At 71.5% G+C, this 13,871-nt stretch carries 12 protein-coding genes and 2 pseudogenes; 9 read left to right on the plus strand and 5 right to left on the minus strand.

What is annotated here, in order from left to right:
• Window positions 1–149: 149 nt before the first annotated feature.
• A pseudogene (locus tag WBK31_RS20860) lies at window positions 150–413 on the plus strand (biotin/lipoyl-binding protein); the annotation flags it as partial.
• A gap of 170 nt (window positions 414–583) precedes the next feature.
• On the opposite strand, the gene WBK31_RS20865 reads toward WBK31_RS20860, so the two are convergent.
• Entirely contained in the window at window positions 584–841 is a 258-nt protein-coding gene (locus WBK31_RS20865) for a hypothetical protein (RefSeq protein ID WP_406675567.1), read from the minus strand.
• A 21-nt stretch (window positions 842–862) separates the two neighbouring features.
• Between WBK31_RS20865 and WBK31_RS20870 the strand changes: the two genes are divergently transcribed.
• A complete protein-coding gene (locus WBK31_RS20870) occupies window positions 863–1,570 on the plus strand; it encodes an efflux RND transporter periplasmic adaptor subunit (protein WP_406675514.1) in 708 nt (235 codons plus the stop codon).
• Between the two features lie 343 nt (window positions 1,571–1,913).
• On the opposite strand, the gene WBK31_RS20875 is transcribed toward WBK31_RS20870, so the two are convergent.
• Entirely contained in the window at window positions 1,914–2,501 is a 588-nt protein-coding gene (locus WBK31_RS20875; RefSeq protein WP_364054169.1) for an HAD family phosphatase, read from the minus strand.
• A complete protein-coding gene (locus WBK31_RS20880) occupies window positions 2,498–3,313 on the minus strand; it encodes a hypothetical protein (protein WP_406672995.1) in 816 nt (271 codons plus the stop codon). Before WBK31_RS20880 ends, WBK31_RS20875 begins: the two co-directional genes overlap by 4 nt.
• 169 nt (window positions 3,314–3,482) lie before the next feature.
• Here WBK31_RS20880 and arfB point away from each other — a divergent pair, with 169 nt between their 5' ends.
• Window positions 3,483–3,890: an alternative ribosome rescue aminoacyl-tRNA hydrolase ArfB gene (gene arfB / locus WBK31_RS20885; protein WP_364057470.1), complete on the plus strand. Its 408-nt coding sequence runs from the start codon at window positions 3,483–3,485 to the stop codon at window positions 3,888–3,890.
• Between the two features lie 400 nt (window positions 3,891–4,290).
• Here arfB and WBK31_RS20890 read toward each other — a convergent pair whose 3' ends face one another.
• Complete coding sequence (locus WBK31_RS20890; RefSeq protein ID WP_364054175.1) at window positions 4,291–4,734, minus strand: NUDIX hydrolase; 444 nt, start codon at window positions 4,732–4,734, stop codon at window positions 4,291–4,293.
• Between the two features lie 77 nt (window positions 4,735–4,811).
• On the opposite strand from WBK31_RS20890, the gene WBK31_RS20895 reads away from it, so the two are divergent.
• From WBK31_RS20895 to WBK31_RS20905, 3 genes are all read left to right on the plus strand, one after another.
• Window positions 4,812–5,741, plus strand: a complete 930-nt coding sequence (locus WBK31_RS20895) for an acyl-ACP desaturase (RefSeq protein ID WP_364054178.1) — start codon at window positions 4,812–4,814, stop codon at window positions 5,739–5,741.
• A 209-nt stretch (window positions 5,742–5,950) separates the two neighbouring features.
• A complete protein-coding gene (locus WBK31_RS20900) occupies window positions 5,951–7,981 on the plus strand; it encodes an AarF/UbiB family protein (RefSeq protein ID WP_364054181.1) in 2,031 nt (676 codons plus the stop codon).
• A gap of 200 nt (window positions 7,982–8,181) precedes the next feature.
• Window positions 8,182–8,718 carry an NADPH-dependent FMN reductase gene (locus WBK31_RS20905; RefSeq protein WP_364054184.1) on the plus strand — a complete coding sequence of 179 codons (537 nt, stop codon included), beginning with the start codon at window positions 8,182–8,184 and terminating at the stop codon, window positions 8,716–8,718.
• A gap of 86 nt (window positions 8,719–8,804) precedes the next feature.
• Here WBK31_RS20905 and WBK31_RS20910 read toward each other — a convergent pair.
• Window positions 8,805–9,546 (minus strand): annotated as a pseudogene (locus WBK31_RS20910) (HAD-IIA family hydrolase).
• A 100-nt stretch (window positions 9,547–9,646) separates the two neighbouring features.
• Here WBK31_RS20910 and WBK31_RS20915 point away from each other — a divergent pair.
• From WBK31_RS20915 to WBK31_RS20925, 3 genes are all read left to right on the plus strand, one after another.
• Window positions 9,647–10,876, plus strand: coding sequence for a M20 family metallopeptidase (locus WBK31_RS20915; RefSeq protein WP_406672996.1), 1,230 nt, complete (start codon window positions 9,647–9,649; stop codon window positions 10,874–10,876).
• A 54-nt stretch (window positions 10,877–10,930) separates the two neighbouring features.
• Window positions 10,931–11,899, plus strand: a complete 969-nt coding sequence (locus WBK31_RS20920; protein WP_406672997.1) for a zinc-binding alcohol dehydrogenase family protein — start codon at window positions 10,931–10,933, stop codon at window positions 11,897–11,899.
• 145 nt (window positions 11,900–12,044) lie between these two features.
• Window positions 12,045–13,865 (plus strand): ABC transporter substrate-binding protein, encoded by a 1,821-nt coding sequence (locus WBK31_RS20925; protein ID WP_364054196.1) that lies wholly within the window; start codon window positions 12,045–12,047, stop codon window positions 13,863–13,865.
• The last annotated feature ends 6 nt before the right edge of the window (window positions 13,866–13,871 follow it).

A 13,871-nucleotide genomic window follows, 5' to 3' on the forward strand; every position in this document is an offset into this window, starting at 1 on the left:
CAAGCTGAACGTTCGCTGGACGACGGCGGCGTCCCGGCGGCGTCCAGGAAACTCTGAGGGTGCGCGCAGGCTGCGGCCAACCTGCTCGGCCAGGATGTCCCGTCATGAGACCGACAATCGCGCTGGGCGGGCTCGCCCTCGCCGTGCTCATGGCCGGGACCGGCCTGGCGCTGGCGCTGCGCGACGACCCCGTGCCCGCCGCCCAGGTACGGCTGGCCGCCGCGCAGCGCGGGCAGGTCACGGCCTCGGTCAGCGCGGCGGGCAACACCGTGGACGGCTCCCGTCGCGACCTGGCGTTCGGCTCGGCCGGGACGGTGACGAAGGTGTACGTCAAGGTCGGGGCCAAGGTGAAGAAGGGCCAGGTGCTGGCCAGGATCGACGGGCGGGCGGCGCGGGAGGCGTACGAGGCGGCCAAGGCGGATCTCGCGGCGGCTCAGGAGGCGCTGGACAAGGCGTCAACGGCCGCTGCGGGCGGGACGCCGCCGGGGTGCGCATCGGCGGCTGGGGGCGTGGCGGGGCCCGAGGCGCCGTACACGCCGCATCCGACGCCCACGCCCGAACCCGGGGAGCCCGGGCCGGAACCTCAGCCGACGGTGACGGTCACCGCGACGGCCACCGTGACGGTCACGGCCACGGTCACCGCCACTCCCCCACCCGCCCTTGACGAACCACCCGCCACCCCATCCGACAGGCTCCAGGGCATTCCCGGGACCGGTGACGCGGACGAGGCCGGCGAGACGCCGCAAGCGACCACCCCCGGTCCCTCGGCAAGACCCGCCACCAGCGGCAGGCCGGCGGCCACCGGCAGACCGACGACGGCGAGGACGTCCAAGGAGTCCAAGCCCCGCACCGAACGGGACAGCTGCGCGCAGGACGGAACCCGGCAGGCGAGGACCGGCGGCGGCAGGCCAAGGGAGGGCTCAGCACCGAACAGGCCACCGCGAACGTGGAACGCGCCGAGGCCGCCGTCGAGGAGGCCGCGGACGCCGTACGGGGGACCAGGATCGTCGCCCCGGCGGCGGGCACGGTCCTCTCGATCGCGGGCGCGGCCGGTGACAAGGCCGGGACCGGCGCCTTCATCACCCTGGGCGACCTGGACGAGCTGCAGGTGCGGGCGATGGTCACCGAGTCCGACGTGAACCGGCTGAAGGTCGGGCAGAAGGCCGCGATCACGCTGGCGACCCGGGCCGGGGAGCGGTACGCGGGCACGGTGACGGCGATCGCGCCCGCCGCGACGGTGTCAGGGCGGCTGGTCCAGTACGGGGTGACGCTGGCCTTCGACAAGCCACCGTCCGGGCTCATGCTCGGCCAGACCGCCTCGGTGACGATCACCACGGACGAGGTCAAGGACGCGCTGTACGTGCCGGCGTCCGCCGTTCGCAGCCGTCCCGACGGGACCCAGGTCGTCACCGTACGCGCCGGAGGGCGGGACGCGGCCAAGGTGGTGCGCACGGGGGTGCGCGGCGACCAGTACGTACAGGTCGTCTCGGGGCTGAGCGAGCAGGACCAGGTGGTCATGCCGGGCGGCACGTCGGGCGAGTTCCCCGACGCGAGCTGGCCCGGCACCTGAGCCGACCGGGCCGGACGGTCACCACCCGCCCGTCCGGCCCGGTCACCCGGCCGGACCCCGGCATCACCTGCCACCGCCGGGGCCCGGCCACCCCACCCGCGATTGAGCAAACCCACAGCCGCCTTTCAGCAACCTTCCAGAGAACCTCCCCGCCTGCGCGGCGTCGGAGGGCGACGCGCTTCGGCGCGGCGAGCACCGCGGCCGGCCGGACGACCCAGCGGGCGGTGACGGCCGGCAAGCGGTCCACGCGGGTCGGTCCGTGTCCCGGCCAGGCCACATCCGCCGGGCGGGCATCCGGCAGCGTCCGGGCGGGCGGCGCCCGGAGGACGTCCGCAGTCCGCCGTCAAGCCGACAAGGGCAAGGCGGCGCGCAGGGCGGTGGCGTCGGTGAAGTGGACGGCGCGCATGCCGGCGCGCCGGGCGCCCTCGACGTTCTCCTCGCGGTCGTCGATGAAGACGATCTCGGACGGGTCGGCGCCGATGCCGCGCGCCAGCTCGTCGTAGATCGCCCGGTCGGGCTTCACCAGGCCCATCCTGCCGCTGTAGAAGCGGTGGCCGATGGCGGAGATCCAGGGGAGCTGGTCGAGGCCGTCGCCGACGCAGATGGGCGCGTTCGACAGCAGCGCCACGTCACGTCCGGCGTCGAGCAGCTCGGCGAGCAGCCCGACCGTGCCCGGGTCGGGGTTGGCCCAGCTCGCGACGTCCATGGCGACCAGCCGGGCGACCTCCTCGGCGGTGGCGGTGCGGCCGAGCACGGCGCTCCAGTACGCCTGCGGGCTCAGGTCGGCACGGTCGAAGGCGAGGCGATGTTCCCAATAGCCGCGCTGGAACTCGTCGGGGTCGGCTCCCACCGCCCGCGCCATCGCCTCGGCGTCGGCCGCCGATTGGGGCAGGGAGAGCACGCCGCCGTAGTCGAACACGATCCACGTCATGCGAGGAATGGTCGCAGATGCGCGCCGAGCGCCGGGCAGCCCAGGTACTTCTCGGCGGTGTGGAAGTCGATCCAGTCGAGGTTGACCAGCTCTTCGGCGTCCACACCGGTGAAGCACCCGGCCAGCTCGGGCGGGATGGCGGCGATGTCGTCCTTGTCGGCGATGTTCACCCAGCGGCGTACGCCCGGCGGGCGCTCGCCACGGCCGTTGACGAGGGCCGGCAGGAGGCGTTCGAAGACGACGTTGCGCATGCCGAGCGGGCTGCCGAGGGTGACGAGCAGGTCCACGCCGATGTCCGGGCAGGCCCACAGCGCCTCGTACGTGACCACGCTGCCGAGCGAGTGCGCGATGACCACGCGGGGCCGACGCCGCCGGATGACGTCGGCCACGAGCCCCCGGCACTTCTCCCGCCTGCCCTGGTCGGTGAGGTACGTGGCCACCTCGGGCGCGAACAGCTTGGCGAACGCCGCCGACCGCTCGTCCAGCCTTTCCAGCAGCCAGCCGGTGAACGACTTGAGCGCGCCCGTGACGTGCTCGCCGATCCCCAGGTTCTTGGCCCACTCGGCGAGGACCTGGTGGGCCTGCGCCTCCATGGCATCTTTGGGCGCCGCGTCGAGGTCGCCGCCGTCGTTCAGGAGGTGGGAGTAGTAGGCGATCTCCGCGAAGTAGGGCTTGGCCTCGCCGCCGAGTGCCGCGTGCAGGTAGCGGTCCCACTTGCGGCGCATGGCCGCCTCCGCGCCGGGCACCGAACGTCCGGCTCTGAGGTAGTAGTCGTACTTGCCGATTCCGTGCACGCCGACGATGCCGGGCATCGCGCCTCCCCCATCCCCGTGTCCTCTCGCGCGATAGTGGCATACGCCGCCGCCCGCCGGGGCGTCAACGGAAGGATGAAGCGGAAAATGCCGTTGCAGGTGGTATATGCCGCCCGTATACGGTGACATGTCGTACGTAGCAGCACTTCGCGAACAGGAGTCTCCCGCCATGCCCGGCCCGCTGATCGTCAACGACTCGGTCGTCATCCCCGACGCCGAGCTCGTCTGGCGTTTCTCGCGTTCCTCGGGTCCTGGCGGCCAGGGCGTCAACACCACCGACAGCCGGGTGGAGCTGATCTTCGACGTGTCCGCGACCACGGCGCTGCCGCCCGCGCTCAAGGCGCGGGCGCTCAGCCGGCTCGGCAGCGGCACGATCACGATCGCCGCCTCCGAACACCGCTCCCAGCTCCGCAACCGCGAAGCCGCCGCCAACCGGCTCGCGCAGCGGCTGCGCGAGGCGATCGCCCCGCCGCCCAAGCGCCGGCGGCCGACCAAGCCCAGCCGGGGCGCGGTCGAGCGGCGCATCGCCGCCAAGAAGCACCGCTCCGACCTCAAGCGCCTCCGCCGCGACCCCTGACCGCTCACTCGCCGGTCTCCAGCGACCGCGCTTCCGGCCGCACGCCCTCGCCACCCCACCGGGGGTTCGGCCCGCTGCCCGCCACCGGCGGGCCCGCCATCCGGCGGCGAACGGCCGGCCCGCACGTCGCCACCGCGCGTCGGAGCCACTGTTCGGACCGTGAACGGCCCACCGCACCGGGGCCCATCCCCCGCCGCGAACAGCCCACCGCACCGAGGCCCATCCCCCGCCGCGAACAGCCCACCGCACCGAGGCCCACGCCCCGCCGCGAACGGCCCGCTCCTCTCCGCTATGCCGGCGCCACCTCACGTCTGCGCCCGTCACCGGCCTGACGCGGCCGCATCCCTCTGCCTCGGCCCGCCGGAAGGGCGGCTTGCGGCGTGGAAACCCTCCCGGCGCGTCAGGGGACGATGAGGCGGGGAAGGGCGGTGATGGTGGCCGAGAGGTAGCCGGCCACCGCCTGCGGAATGAGGTTCCGCGCGAAGAGCTCAGACCGCTTCAGCGGTACGCGTTCCACCTCGTACACCCCGCGCGCAGGATCGGAGAACTCGGGGCCGGTGCGCAGCGCGGGGTCCATGGTCACAAGACGGCACCCGTACACGTGCTGGGTCTTCACCTCGCCCATCCACGGGTAGGACACGGTCACGAGGTGGCGCACCGCGTAGACCGTGGCACCCAGCTCTTCCAGCAGCTCGCGATGCAGAGCGTCCTCGAGTGTGCCGTCCTCCGGCTCGACGTGCCCGCCCGGCACCGTCCAGTAGCGCGCGCGTCCCGGCACCGTACGACGGAACAGAACGAGCCGCTCGTCGTGGTCGAGAAGGACACCACGGACACTGGGTCGCATATATCCACCCTATTTGACCGGTACGTCCTTCGGGTAGCCTAACCTACGGTACCGTAACCTGAAGGAGAAGATCTTTTATGGCGATGACTCAGACGGAGCTGCTGCACGAGCTCGAGCCCGTCGTGGCCCGAGAACTCGACCGCCACGAGAAGATGGCGAAGGAGTGGTTCCCGCACGAGTACATCCCGTGGAGCGAAGGCCGCGACTTCGACGGCATCTACGGGGGTGAGGCGTGGCAGGAGAGCGACTCCAAGCTCCCCGAGGCCGCGAGGGTGTCGCTCATCGTCAACCTCCTGACCGAGGACAACCTGCCGAGCTACCACCACGAGATCGCCACGACGTTCGGCCGCGACGGGGCCTGGGGCACGTGGGTGCATCGCTGGACCGCCGAGGAGGACCGCCACGGCAGCGCCATCCGCGACTACCTCACCGTGACCCGCGCCGTGGATCCCGTGGCTCTTGAGCGCGCCCGCATGCGCCACATGGAGCAGGGCTTCAAGACCGAGTACGCCACGATGCTGCAGCAGATCGCGTACGTCTCCTTCCAGGAACTGGCCACCCGCATCGCACACCGCAACACCGGCAAGGCCTCCGGCGACGAGGGCTGCGAGCGCCTGCTCGCCAGGATCGCCGCCGACGAGAACCTGCACATGCTCTTCTACCGCAACCTGCTCAAGGCGGCCTTCGAGCTCGACCCCAACCAGACCATGCGGGCGGTCACCGACGTCGTGACCACCTTCCAGATGCCCGGCCAGGGCATGGAGGGCTTCGCGCGCAAGTCTCTGATCATCGCCAACGAGGGCATCTACGACCTGCGGCTGCACCTGGACGACGTGCTCATGCCGGTGCTGCGGCAGTGGTCGGTGTTCGACAAGACCGGGCTGGACGACGAGGGCGAGAAGGCGCGGGAGGAGCTTGCCGCGTTCCTGGCCAAGACCGACGCGACCGCCACCCGCTTCGTCGAGCGCCGCGAGGAGCGGCGCGCCCGCATGGCCGCCCGCCAGTGACCCGCCCGGCGACGACTCGGAAGTGACCCCGCCAGGGGCAAGGCGGTATCGCCCGCCCGCGCCCCCGGTCCGCCCGTGCGGGCGGTGACCGGCACTCCCCGGCCGCCCGTTCGTGCCCCGGCGAGGTCCGGCAGGCCGGCTGGTGGTGGTTCGTCCTCAGCGAGGATCATGATGTGGCGATCTGCGGTGACGTGGGAGGATCCTGCCCCATGGACTTCCCCTCATCGGTCGTCGTCGGGATCGCCACGCTGCTGACGATCATGCTCCTCGCGGTCGTCACGCAGCGGCTGCTGGGCGTCAGGTTCGGGGCGCTGCGCACGTTCCTTGCGGCGCTGCTCGCGCTCGGGCTGGGCCAGTCGGTGCTGCGGCCGATCGTCGCCACCGTGGTCCCGGCGGACGGCCGTCAGCCGCCCGACGCGGCCGCGCTGGGCGTGCTGCTGCTGGTCCTCATGGCCATGGTGCTGATCCCCATGGCGCTGCTGGTGCTGGCCGAGGCTCTGGTGCCGCCCGGGTCGGTGCCGGGGCCGCTGGAGCTGGCCAGGTCCGTACGCGGGCGGCTGTCGCGGGCCAGGCGCTACTCGCAGATCACCAGGATCGCCGTCAGGCACGGCCTCGGCCCGTACCTGCGCGGCCGGGGCGAGCGCCTGGACGACCGGTCGGGCAAGCTGCGCCTGGCCGCGTCGCTGCGTGCGGCGCTCGACGACGGCGGGGTGACGTTCATCAAGCTCGGCCAGGTGCTGTCCACCCGGCGCGACCTGCTGCCCGCCGAGTTCGTCGAGGAGCTGGGACGGCTGCAGGACCAGGTCGCCCCGGCCCCGTGGGAGCAGATCGAGCCGGTGCTGCGCGAGGAGCTGGGCGGGCCGGTCGACGAGGTGTTCGCCGCGTTCGACCGTACCCCGCTGGCCGCCGCCTCCATCGGCCAGGTGCACGCCGCCCGGCTCCACTCCGGCCGCGAGGTCGTGGTCAAGGTACGGCGGCCGGGCATCGAGGCGGTCGTCGGCCGGGACCTGGAGATCGTCCGGCGGCTGGCCGCCACGCTGGAGAGCAGGACCCGGTGGGGCCGCTCGCTCGGCCTGTGCGACCTTGCCGAGGGGTTCGCCACGGCGATCATGGAGGAGCTGGACTTCGGCGTCGAGGCCGCCAACATGGCCGCCGTCTCGGCCTCCCTCCCGGCCCGCGGCTCAGGCGACCGGGGCGGGTCCTGGGGCTCCGGGAGCTCCGGGAGCACGGTGCCGGTGAGGTATCCCGCGCCGATCAGCGCGATGTGCTCCGAGCGGGTGCTGGTCATGGAGCGCCTGTCGGGACGCCCGGTCACCGCCGCCGACCCCGGCCAGGGGACACGCCTCGCCCGTGGCCTGCTCGACTGCCTGCTCAGGCAGATCCTGATCGAGGGCGTCTTCCACGCCGACCCGCACCCCGGCAACCTCATGCTGCTGGACGACGGCACGCTCGGCCTGCTCGACTTCGGCTCGGTGGGCCGGCTCGACGGCTCCGTCCGCGCGGCGCTGCAGCGCTTCCTGCTGGCCATGAACCGCCAGGACCCCCTCGGCGTCACGGACGCGCTCCTGGAGGTGGTGCCGCGCCCTGAGGAGATCGACGAGCCGGCGCTGGAGCGGGCCGTCGGGCAGTTCATGGCCCGGCATCTCGGGCCCGGTCTGGACAGCGCGCAGCTCTTCACCGACCTGTTCAAGATCGTCTCGGCGTACGGGCTGTCGATCCCGCCCGAGGTGGCCGCCGTCTTCCGCGCGCTCGCCACGCTGGAGGGCACGCTGGTGCGCCTGTCGCCCGGCTTCAACCTCATCAGCGAGGCCCGCGCGTTCGCCGGACGCTACCTGTCGGAGCAGATCACGCCCGAGACCGTCCGCGATTCGCTCACCCAGGAGCTGACCGCCCTCGTGCCGATGCTGCGCCGCCTGCCGCGCCGGGTCGAGCGCATCGCCAGCGCCGCCGAGCACGGCCGGTTCACGATGAACGTGCGGCTGCTCGCCGACGAGCGCGACCGCCGCTACCTGACGGGCCTGCTGCACCAGGTGCTGCTCACGGTGCTGGGCGCGACGGCGGGGCTGATGGCGGTCATCCTGCTGACCACCGACGGCGGGCCCGTGCTGACGGGCTCGACGACGCTGCTTCACCTCATCGGCTACAACCTGCTGATGATCGCCGCGATCCTGGGCCTGCGCGTGCTGGCGCTCATCTTCCGCCGCCCGAGGGACTCCGATGTGCGGGAAGGCGCACGCTGAACCGGCGTTCCGCCGGGTACGACGCGCGCTCGTCCGGGTACGCGCTGGGCACATGTCCGGCCGGACCGGTACACCCCGAGCCGACGTCACAAAGGCGACGGTTCGGGGAAGACTGTGCGCCTCTTGACTTCTGCATGGTCTTGGACATCCGCGGCATCGGGCAGGTTCCCGGTAACACCGGAACCCCTTGGGAGCAGTGGGTGAAAATCATCGGGATCGCCGCCAGTCTCCACGCGGGGTCATTCATCACCAGATTGCTGGACGCGGCAGGCGGCGAATTGCCGGAGAGCGTGCGTTTCGAGGTGTGGCGGGGGCTGAGCGATATCCCGCCGTACCAGCCGGGGCCCGTTCCCGCACCGGCGCGGGAGCTGGTCTCGCTGGTGGCCGGGAGCGACGCGATCCTGCTCACGGCTCCTGAGCACAGCCTGCTGCCGATGGAGCTGACCCACGCACTGGACTGGATGGCCGCGCGGGACGGGCTGGCGGGCAAGCACGTGGCGGTGATGAGCGCGAGCGCGCGGGCCTGCGGTGCCATGTGGGCGCAGGCGGAGCTGTACAAGCGTCTGCTCGGGGCGGGCGCCGTGGTGTCGGGCGCCGAGCTGGTCATCTCGCCGGCCTGGCCGCACTTCGACGACAACGGCCACCTGACCTCCGCCGACCTGCGCGATCAGGTGCGGCGGGTGATCCGGCAGCTCTGCCCTGCCGAGGTCATGGAGCCGGCGCTTTCGGTGCTGTGACGCGGGCGCGCCCGGCCTCCCCGCGTGAGCGGGCGGCGAATGCCGCCCTGCCCGCGCCTCGTCGCGCCACCCCGGCCGAGCCGGGCTCAGATCAGGTCGATGAGCTCGGCGACCGACTCGACGACCAGGGACGGCCGGTACGGGAACCGCTCGATCTCCCGCCGCTGCGTGACCCCGGTGAGCACGAGGATCGTGTAGAGCCCGGCCTCCATGCCCGAGACGATGTCGGTGTCCATGCGGTCGCCGATCATCGCCGTGGTCTCGCTGTGCGCCTCGATCTCGTTGAGCGCGCTGCGCATCATGCGCGGGTTGGGCTTGCCGACGAAGTACGGCTCCACGCCCGTGGCCTTGGTGATCATGGCGGCGACGGCGCCGCAGGCCGGCAGCGAGCCCTCGGTGGAGGGGCCGATGGGGTCGGGGTTGGTGGCGATGAAGCGGGCGCCGCCCTCGATGAGCCGGATGGCGCGGGTGATCTGGGTGAAGCTGTAGGTGCGGGTCTCGCCGAGCACCACGTAGTCGGGGTCGAGGTCGGTCAGCACGTAGCCGACCTCGTGCAGCGCCGTGGTCAGCCCGGCCTCGCCGATCACGTACGCCGACCCGCCGGGCCGCTGGTCGTCGAGGAACTGCGCGGTGGCCTGGGCGGAGGTCCAGATGGACTCGGCCTGGCACGTCGAGGCCGGCGTTCGCGAGGCGGACGGACAGGTCGCGTGGGGTGTAGATCGAATTGTTGGTCAGGACCCGGAACTTGCGCCCCGACTCGCTGAGCTTCTTGATGAATTCGTCCGCACCGGGGATGGGCCGCCCTTCATGAACGAGCACGCCGTCCATGTCGGACAACCAGGCGTCGATCCGCTTACGCTGAGTCACGCGCCCATCGTACCGATAGGGCCTTATCGACTTCCCGTCCCGCAGATGAAGAATGTTCCCCATGTCGTTCACTGAAACCGCCCAAGACATGCGGGACGAGATCGTCCAGCTCAGGCGCTCCCTGCACACCACCCCCGAGATCGGCCTGCACCTGCCGCGCACCCAGGAGAAGGTGCTGGCGGCTCTGGAGGGGCTGCCGCTGGAGATCACGACCGGGTCCGCGCTCAGCTCGGTGACGGCCGTGCTGCGCGGCGGACGTCCTGGCGGCGGACAGGCCCCGGCGGTGCTGCTGCGGGGCGACATGGACGCGCTGCCCGTGACCGAGAAGAACGACCTGCCGTTCATCTCCCAAGAGCCGGGCCGGATGCACGCCTGCGGCCACGACCTGCACACGGCGATGCTGGTGGGCGCGGCGCGGCTGCTGAGCGCGCGGCGCGACGAGCTGGCCGGCGATGTGATCTTCATGTTCCAGCCGGGCGAGGAGGGCCACGACGGCGCCAGGCACATGATCGAGGAGGGCGTGCTGGACGCGGCGGGCTCCCGCCCGGTGGCCGCGTACGGCATGCACGTGGTGTCGTCGGTGCTGCCGCCGAAGGTGTTCGCGTCGCGGCCGGGGCCGCTGATGGCGGCGGCCGACACGTTCCTCGTGACGGTGAAGGGGCGCGGCGGGCACGGCTCGACCCCGCACCTGTCGCTGGACCCGATCCAGGCCGCCTGCGAGATGGTGACCTCGATCCAGGCCATGGTGACGAGGACGTTCAACGTGTTCGACCCGGTCGTGGTGACGGTCGGCAAGTTCCAGGCGGGCTCGGCCGACAACATCATCCCGGACGAGGCGCACTTCGAGGCGACGGTGCGGACCTTCAGCAAGGAGAACCGGGCGCTGGCCAAGCGGCGGCTGGTGGAGGTCGTGGAGGGCATCGCGGCCGCGTACGGGATGACGGCGGAGACGTCGTTCGGCATGGGCTACCCGGTGACGGTGAACGACCCGACGGAGGCGGAGTTCGCGGGCACGACGGCCGACGAGCTGTTCGGCCCCGGCCGCTACGCCGTCGCGCCGAACCCGATCATGGGCTCTGAGGACTTCTCGTACGTGCTGGAGAACGTGCCCGGCGCGTTCATCTTCCTGGGCGCCTGCCCGCCGGACCGCGACCCGGCGACGGCCCCCTACAACCACTCCCCCGACGCGGTCTTCGACGACTCGGTGCTGCCCGACGGCGCCGCCCTGTACGCCGCTCTGGCCCACGCCAGGCTCGCGCGGGCGGCCGCCACGAGCGGGGAGCCAGCGTGAACCGGGAGGCCGCGTGAACCGGGAGGCCGCGTGAACCGGGGAGGGAGCTGACACATGCGCGCCTGGGTGGTGGAGCGGCCGGGGCCCATCGCGTCGGGGCCGCTGCGGCTGATCGAGCGGGAGACGCCCGTGCCGGGGCCCGGCGAGGTCCTGGTGCAGGTGGAGGCGTGCGGCGTGTGCCGTACGGACCTGCACCTGGCGGAGGGCGACCTGGAGCCGCGCCGGCCGCGCACCACCCCCGGGCACCAGGTGGTCGGCAGGATCGCAGGCGGCGGCCGCCGGGTGGGCGTGGCGTGGCTGCGCTCCACCTGCGGCCGGTGCCGCTACTGCCGCAGGGGCATGGAGAACCTGTGCCCGGACTCGACGTACACGGGGTGGGACGCCGACGGCGGCTACGCCGAGTACGTCGTCGCCCGCGAGGACTACGTCTACCCGCTGCCCGGCGACCGGCCGGCCGAGTGGCTGGCGCCGCTGCTGTGCGCGGGCATCATCGGCTACCGGGCGCTGGCCCGGTGCGACCTGCCGCCCGATGGGCGGCTCGGCATCTACGGCTTCGGCGCGTCGGCGCATCTGACCGCGCAGGCGGCCATCGCGCGGGGCGCCGCCCTTCATGTGGTCACGCGGTCGGAACAAGCACGTAGGCTGGCGCTTGAGCTGGGCGCGGCCTCGGCGAACGAGCACCGGCCGCCCGAGCCGCTGGACGCGGCCATCCTGTTCGCGCCGGTGGGCACGCTGGTGCCGCCTGCGCTGGAGGCGCTCGACCGGGGCGGGACCCTCGCCGTGGCGGGCATCCATCTGACCGACGTCCCGCCGCTCGACTATGAGCGGCACCTGTTCCAGGAGCGCACGCTGCGCAGCGTGACGGCCAACACCAGGGCCGACGGGCGGGCGTACCTGGAGCTGGCGCTCGCGCATCCGCCGCGGGTGTCGGCGGTCCCCTACGCCTTCGAGGAGGCGGACCGGGCGCTGGCCGATCTGGCCGCCGACCGGGTCAACGGGGCGGCCGTCTTGACCCTGACCTGAGGTTTTACTTGATGGCGCTGAGCGCCACTTCCTACACTCATGAAGGAAAGTTACATTAGCCTCACAACCGCTGGAGATTATTGACGCCGATCTGGCGCGATCGTAATGTCCGGTCAATCCCTAGAGACATCCCCCGGAGCGGCAAATGAAGCGACTGGCAGCGGTAGTGGCGTTGCTGGGCCTTGCCACCGCGACTGCAGCGTGCAGCGGTGGCACCACCAACAAGTCCGGGTCGGGCGGTGGAGGCGGCGGGCTCTTCACCACGATCGATGTGAACAGGCCGGGCCTCGACGCGTCGGCGCCCGCGAATCCCTGGGCCCCGAAGGGCAACTCCTTCCAGGGCTACAACGCCATGAAGCTCGGCTGGGTCAAGAACCACCTGACCGACCCGAACCAGTTCTACCCGGGCATCGCGGCTAGCTGGGAGATCGCGCCTGACAACTCGTCGATCACCATCCACCTGCAGCCGAACGGCAAGTGGTCCGACGGCAAGCCGATCACCGCAGAGGACGTGAAGACCTCGATCGGCCTCGCCTACACCACCGGCAGCACCGCGTTCGCGACCACGCCCGGCGCGGCCGGCCTCGCGGCCGACATCGAGGTCGTGGACGACAAGACCATCAAGGTCACCCAGGACATGAGCAACCCGAGCTCGAAGTTCGCCCGCGGTGTCATGGACAACTGGGTCGTTCCCGCGCACGTGTGGGGCAGCCTGCTGCCGGCCGACTTCTGGGACAAGCTGAAGACGGCCCAGGGCGACGGCCCCGACGCCGAGAAGGCCCGCGAGGAGATCACCGGCCTGGGCCAGAAGGTGCTGTCCTTCGCGCCGCCCAAGGACGTCTCCGGCGGTCCGTTCACGCTGGAGCGGGTCAACCCCGGCGAGGCGCTGCTGGTGAAGAACAAGAACTTCTACAACGCCGCGAACGTCGCTCCCGACCAGGTCAAGTTCCTGAACTACAGCGGCAACGAGCAGATCTGGAACTACCTGTCAGCCGGCAAGCTCGACCACTCCGGCTTCGTCGCCGCGCCGCCGGACGTGATGAACCGGATCAAGCAGGCTCCGGGCTCGCAGACCATCACCGGCTTCTCGCCGGTGGCCGTCGGCATGGCGTTCAACCAGTCCAAGAAGCCGTACGACAACGTGCACGTGCGCCGCGGCCTGGCCTACCTCATCGACCGCCAGCAGGTCACCAAGGTAGCCTCGCCCGACGGCGGCACCCCGGCCGTGACGACCTCCGGCATCCACCAGAAGCCCGCGCAGGAGTGGATCGGCGACGAGCTGAACAAGCTCGAGCCGTACAACCACGACGTCGCCAAGGCCGAGGCGGAGTTCAAGGAGGCCGGCCTGCAGAAGAAGGACGGCAAGTGGACGCTGGCCGACGGCACCCCGTGGAAGGTCAGGATGACCGCGCCGTCCGGCTTCTCCGACTGGATCTCCGCCCAGGAGAACATCAAGAGCCAGCTCGTCGAGAACGGCGTGGACGCCGAGGTCGTCACCGTCGCCGACTACCCCGTCTACCTGGAGGAGCTGGCGGCCGGCAAGTACGACGTCGGCTTCTGGCTGATGGCGCTCGGCCCCGCGCCGTACGACATCTTCCAGCGCCTCTACGGCGCCTCCAACGGGTGGACCAACGTCGCGGGCAAGGTCAAGCACAGCGCCCCCGGCAAGGGCGGCAACTGGATGGGCGGCCCTGAGGAGATCGAGGTCGAGGGCGTCGGGAAGGTCAACCCCGGCGAGCTCACCGCGAAGCTGAACTCCGCCACCGCGGAGGAGGCCAAGCCGATCATGGTGGAACTCGCCAAGACGGCCAACCAGGACCTACCGGTCATCCAGCTCTGGGACTACGTCAACACGCAGTTCGTCAACACCTCTCGCTTCACCGGGTGGCCCGAGCAGGACAGCGACCTGCTCCGCCTGCCGGCCGGTGTCTGGATCCAGCTCGGTCTGATCAAGGCCAAGCAGTAGAAGAGA

It is taken from the genome of Nonomuraea sp. N2-4H (assembly GCF_045291505.1).
In the GTDB taxonomy this organism is placed as follows: domain Bacteria; phylum Actinomycetota; class Actinomycetes; order Streptosporangiales; family Streptosporangiaceae; genus Nonomuraea; species Nonomuraea fastidiosa.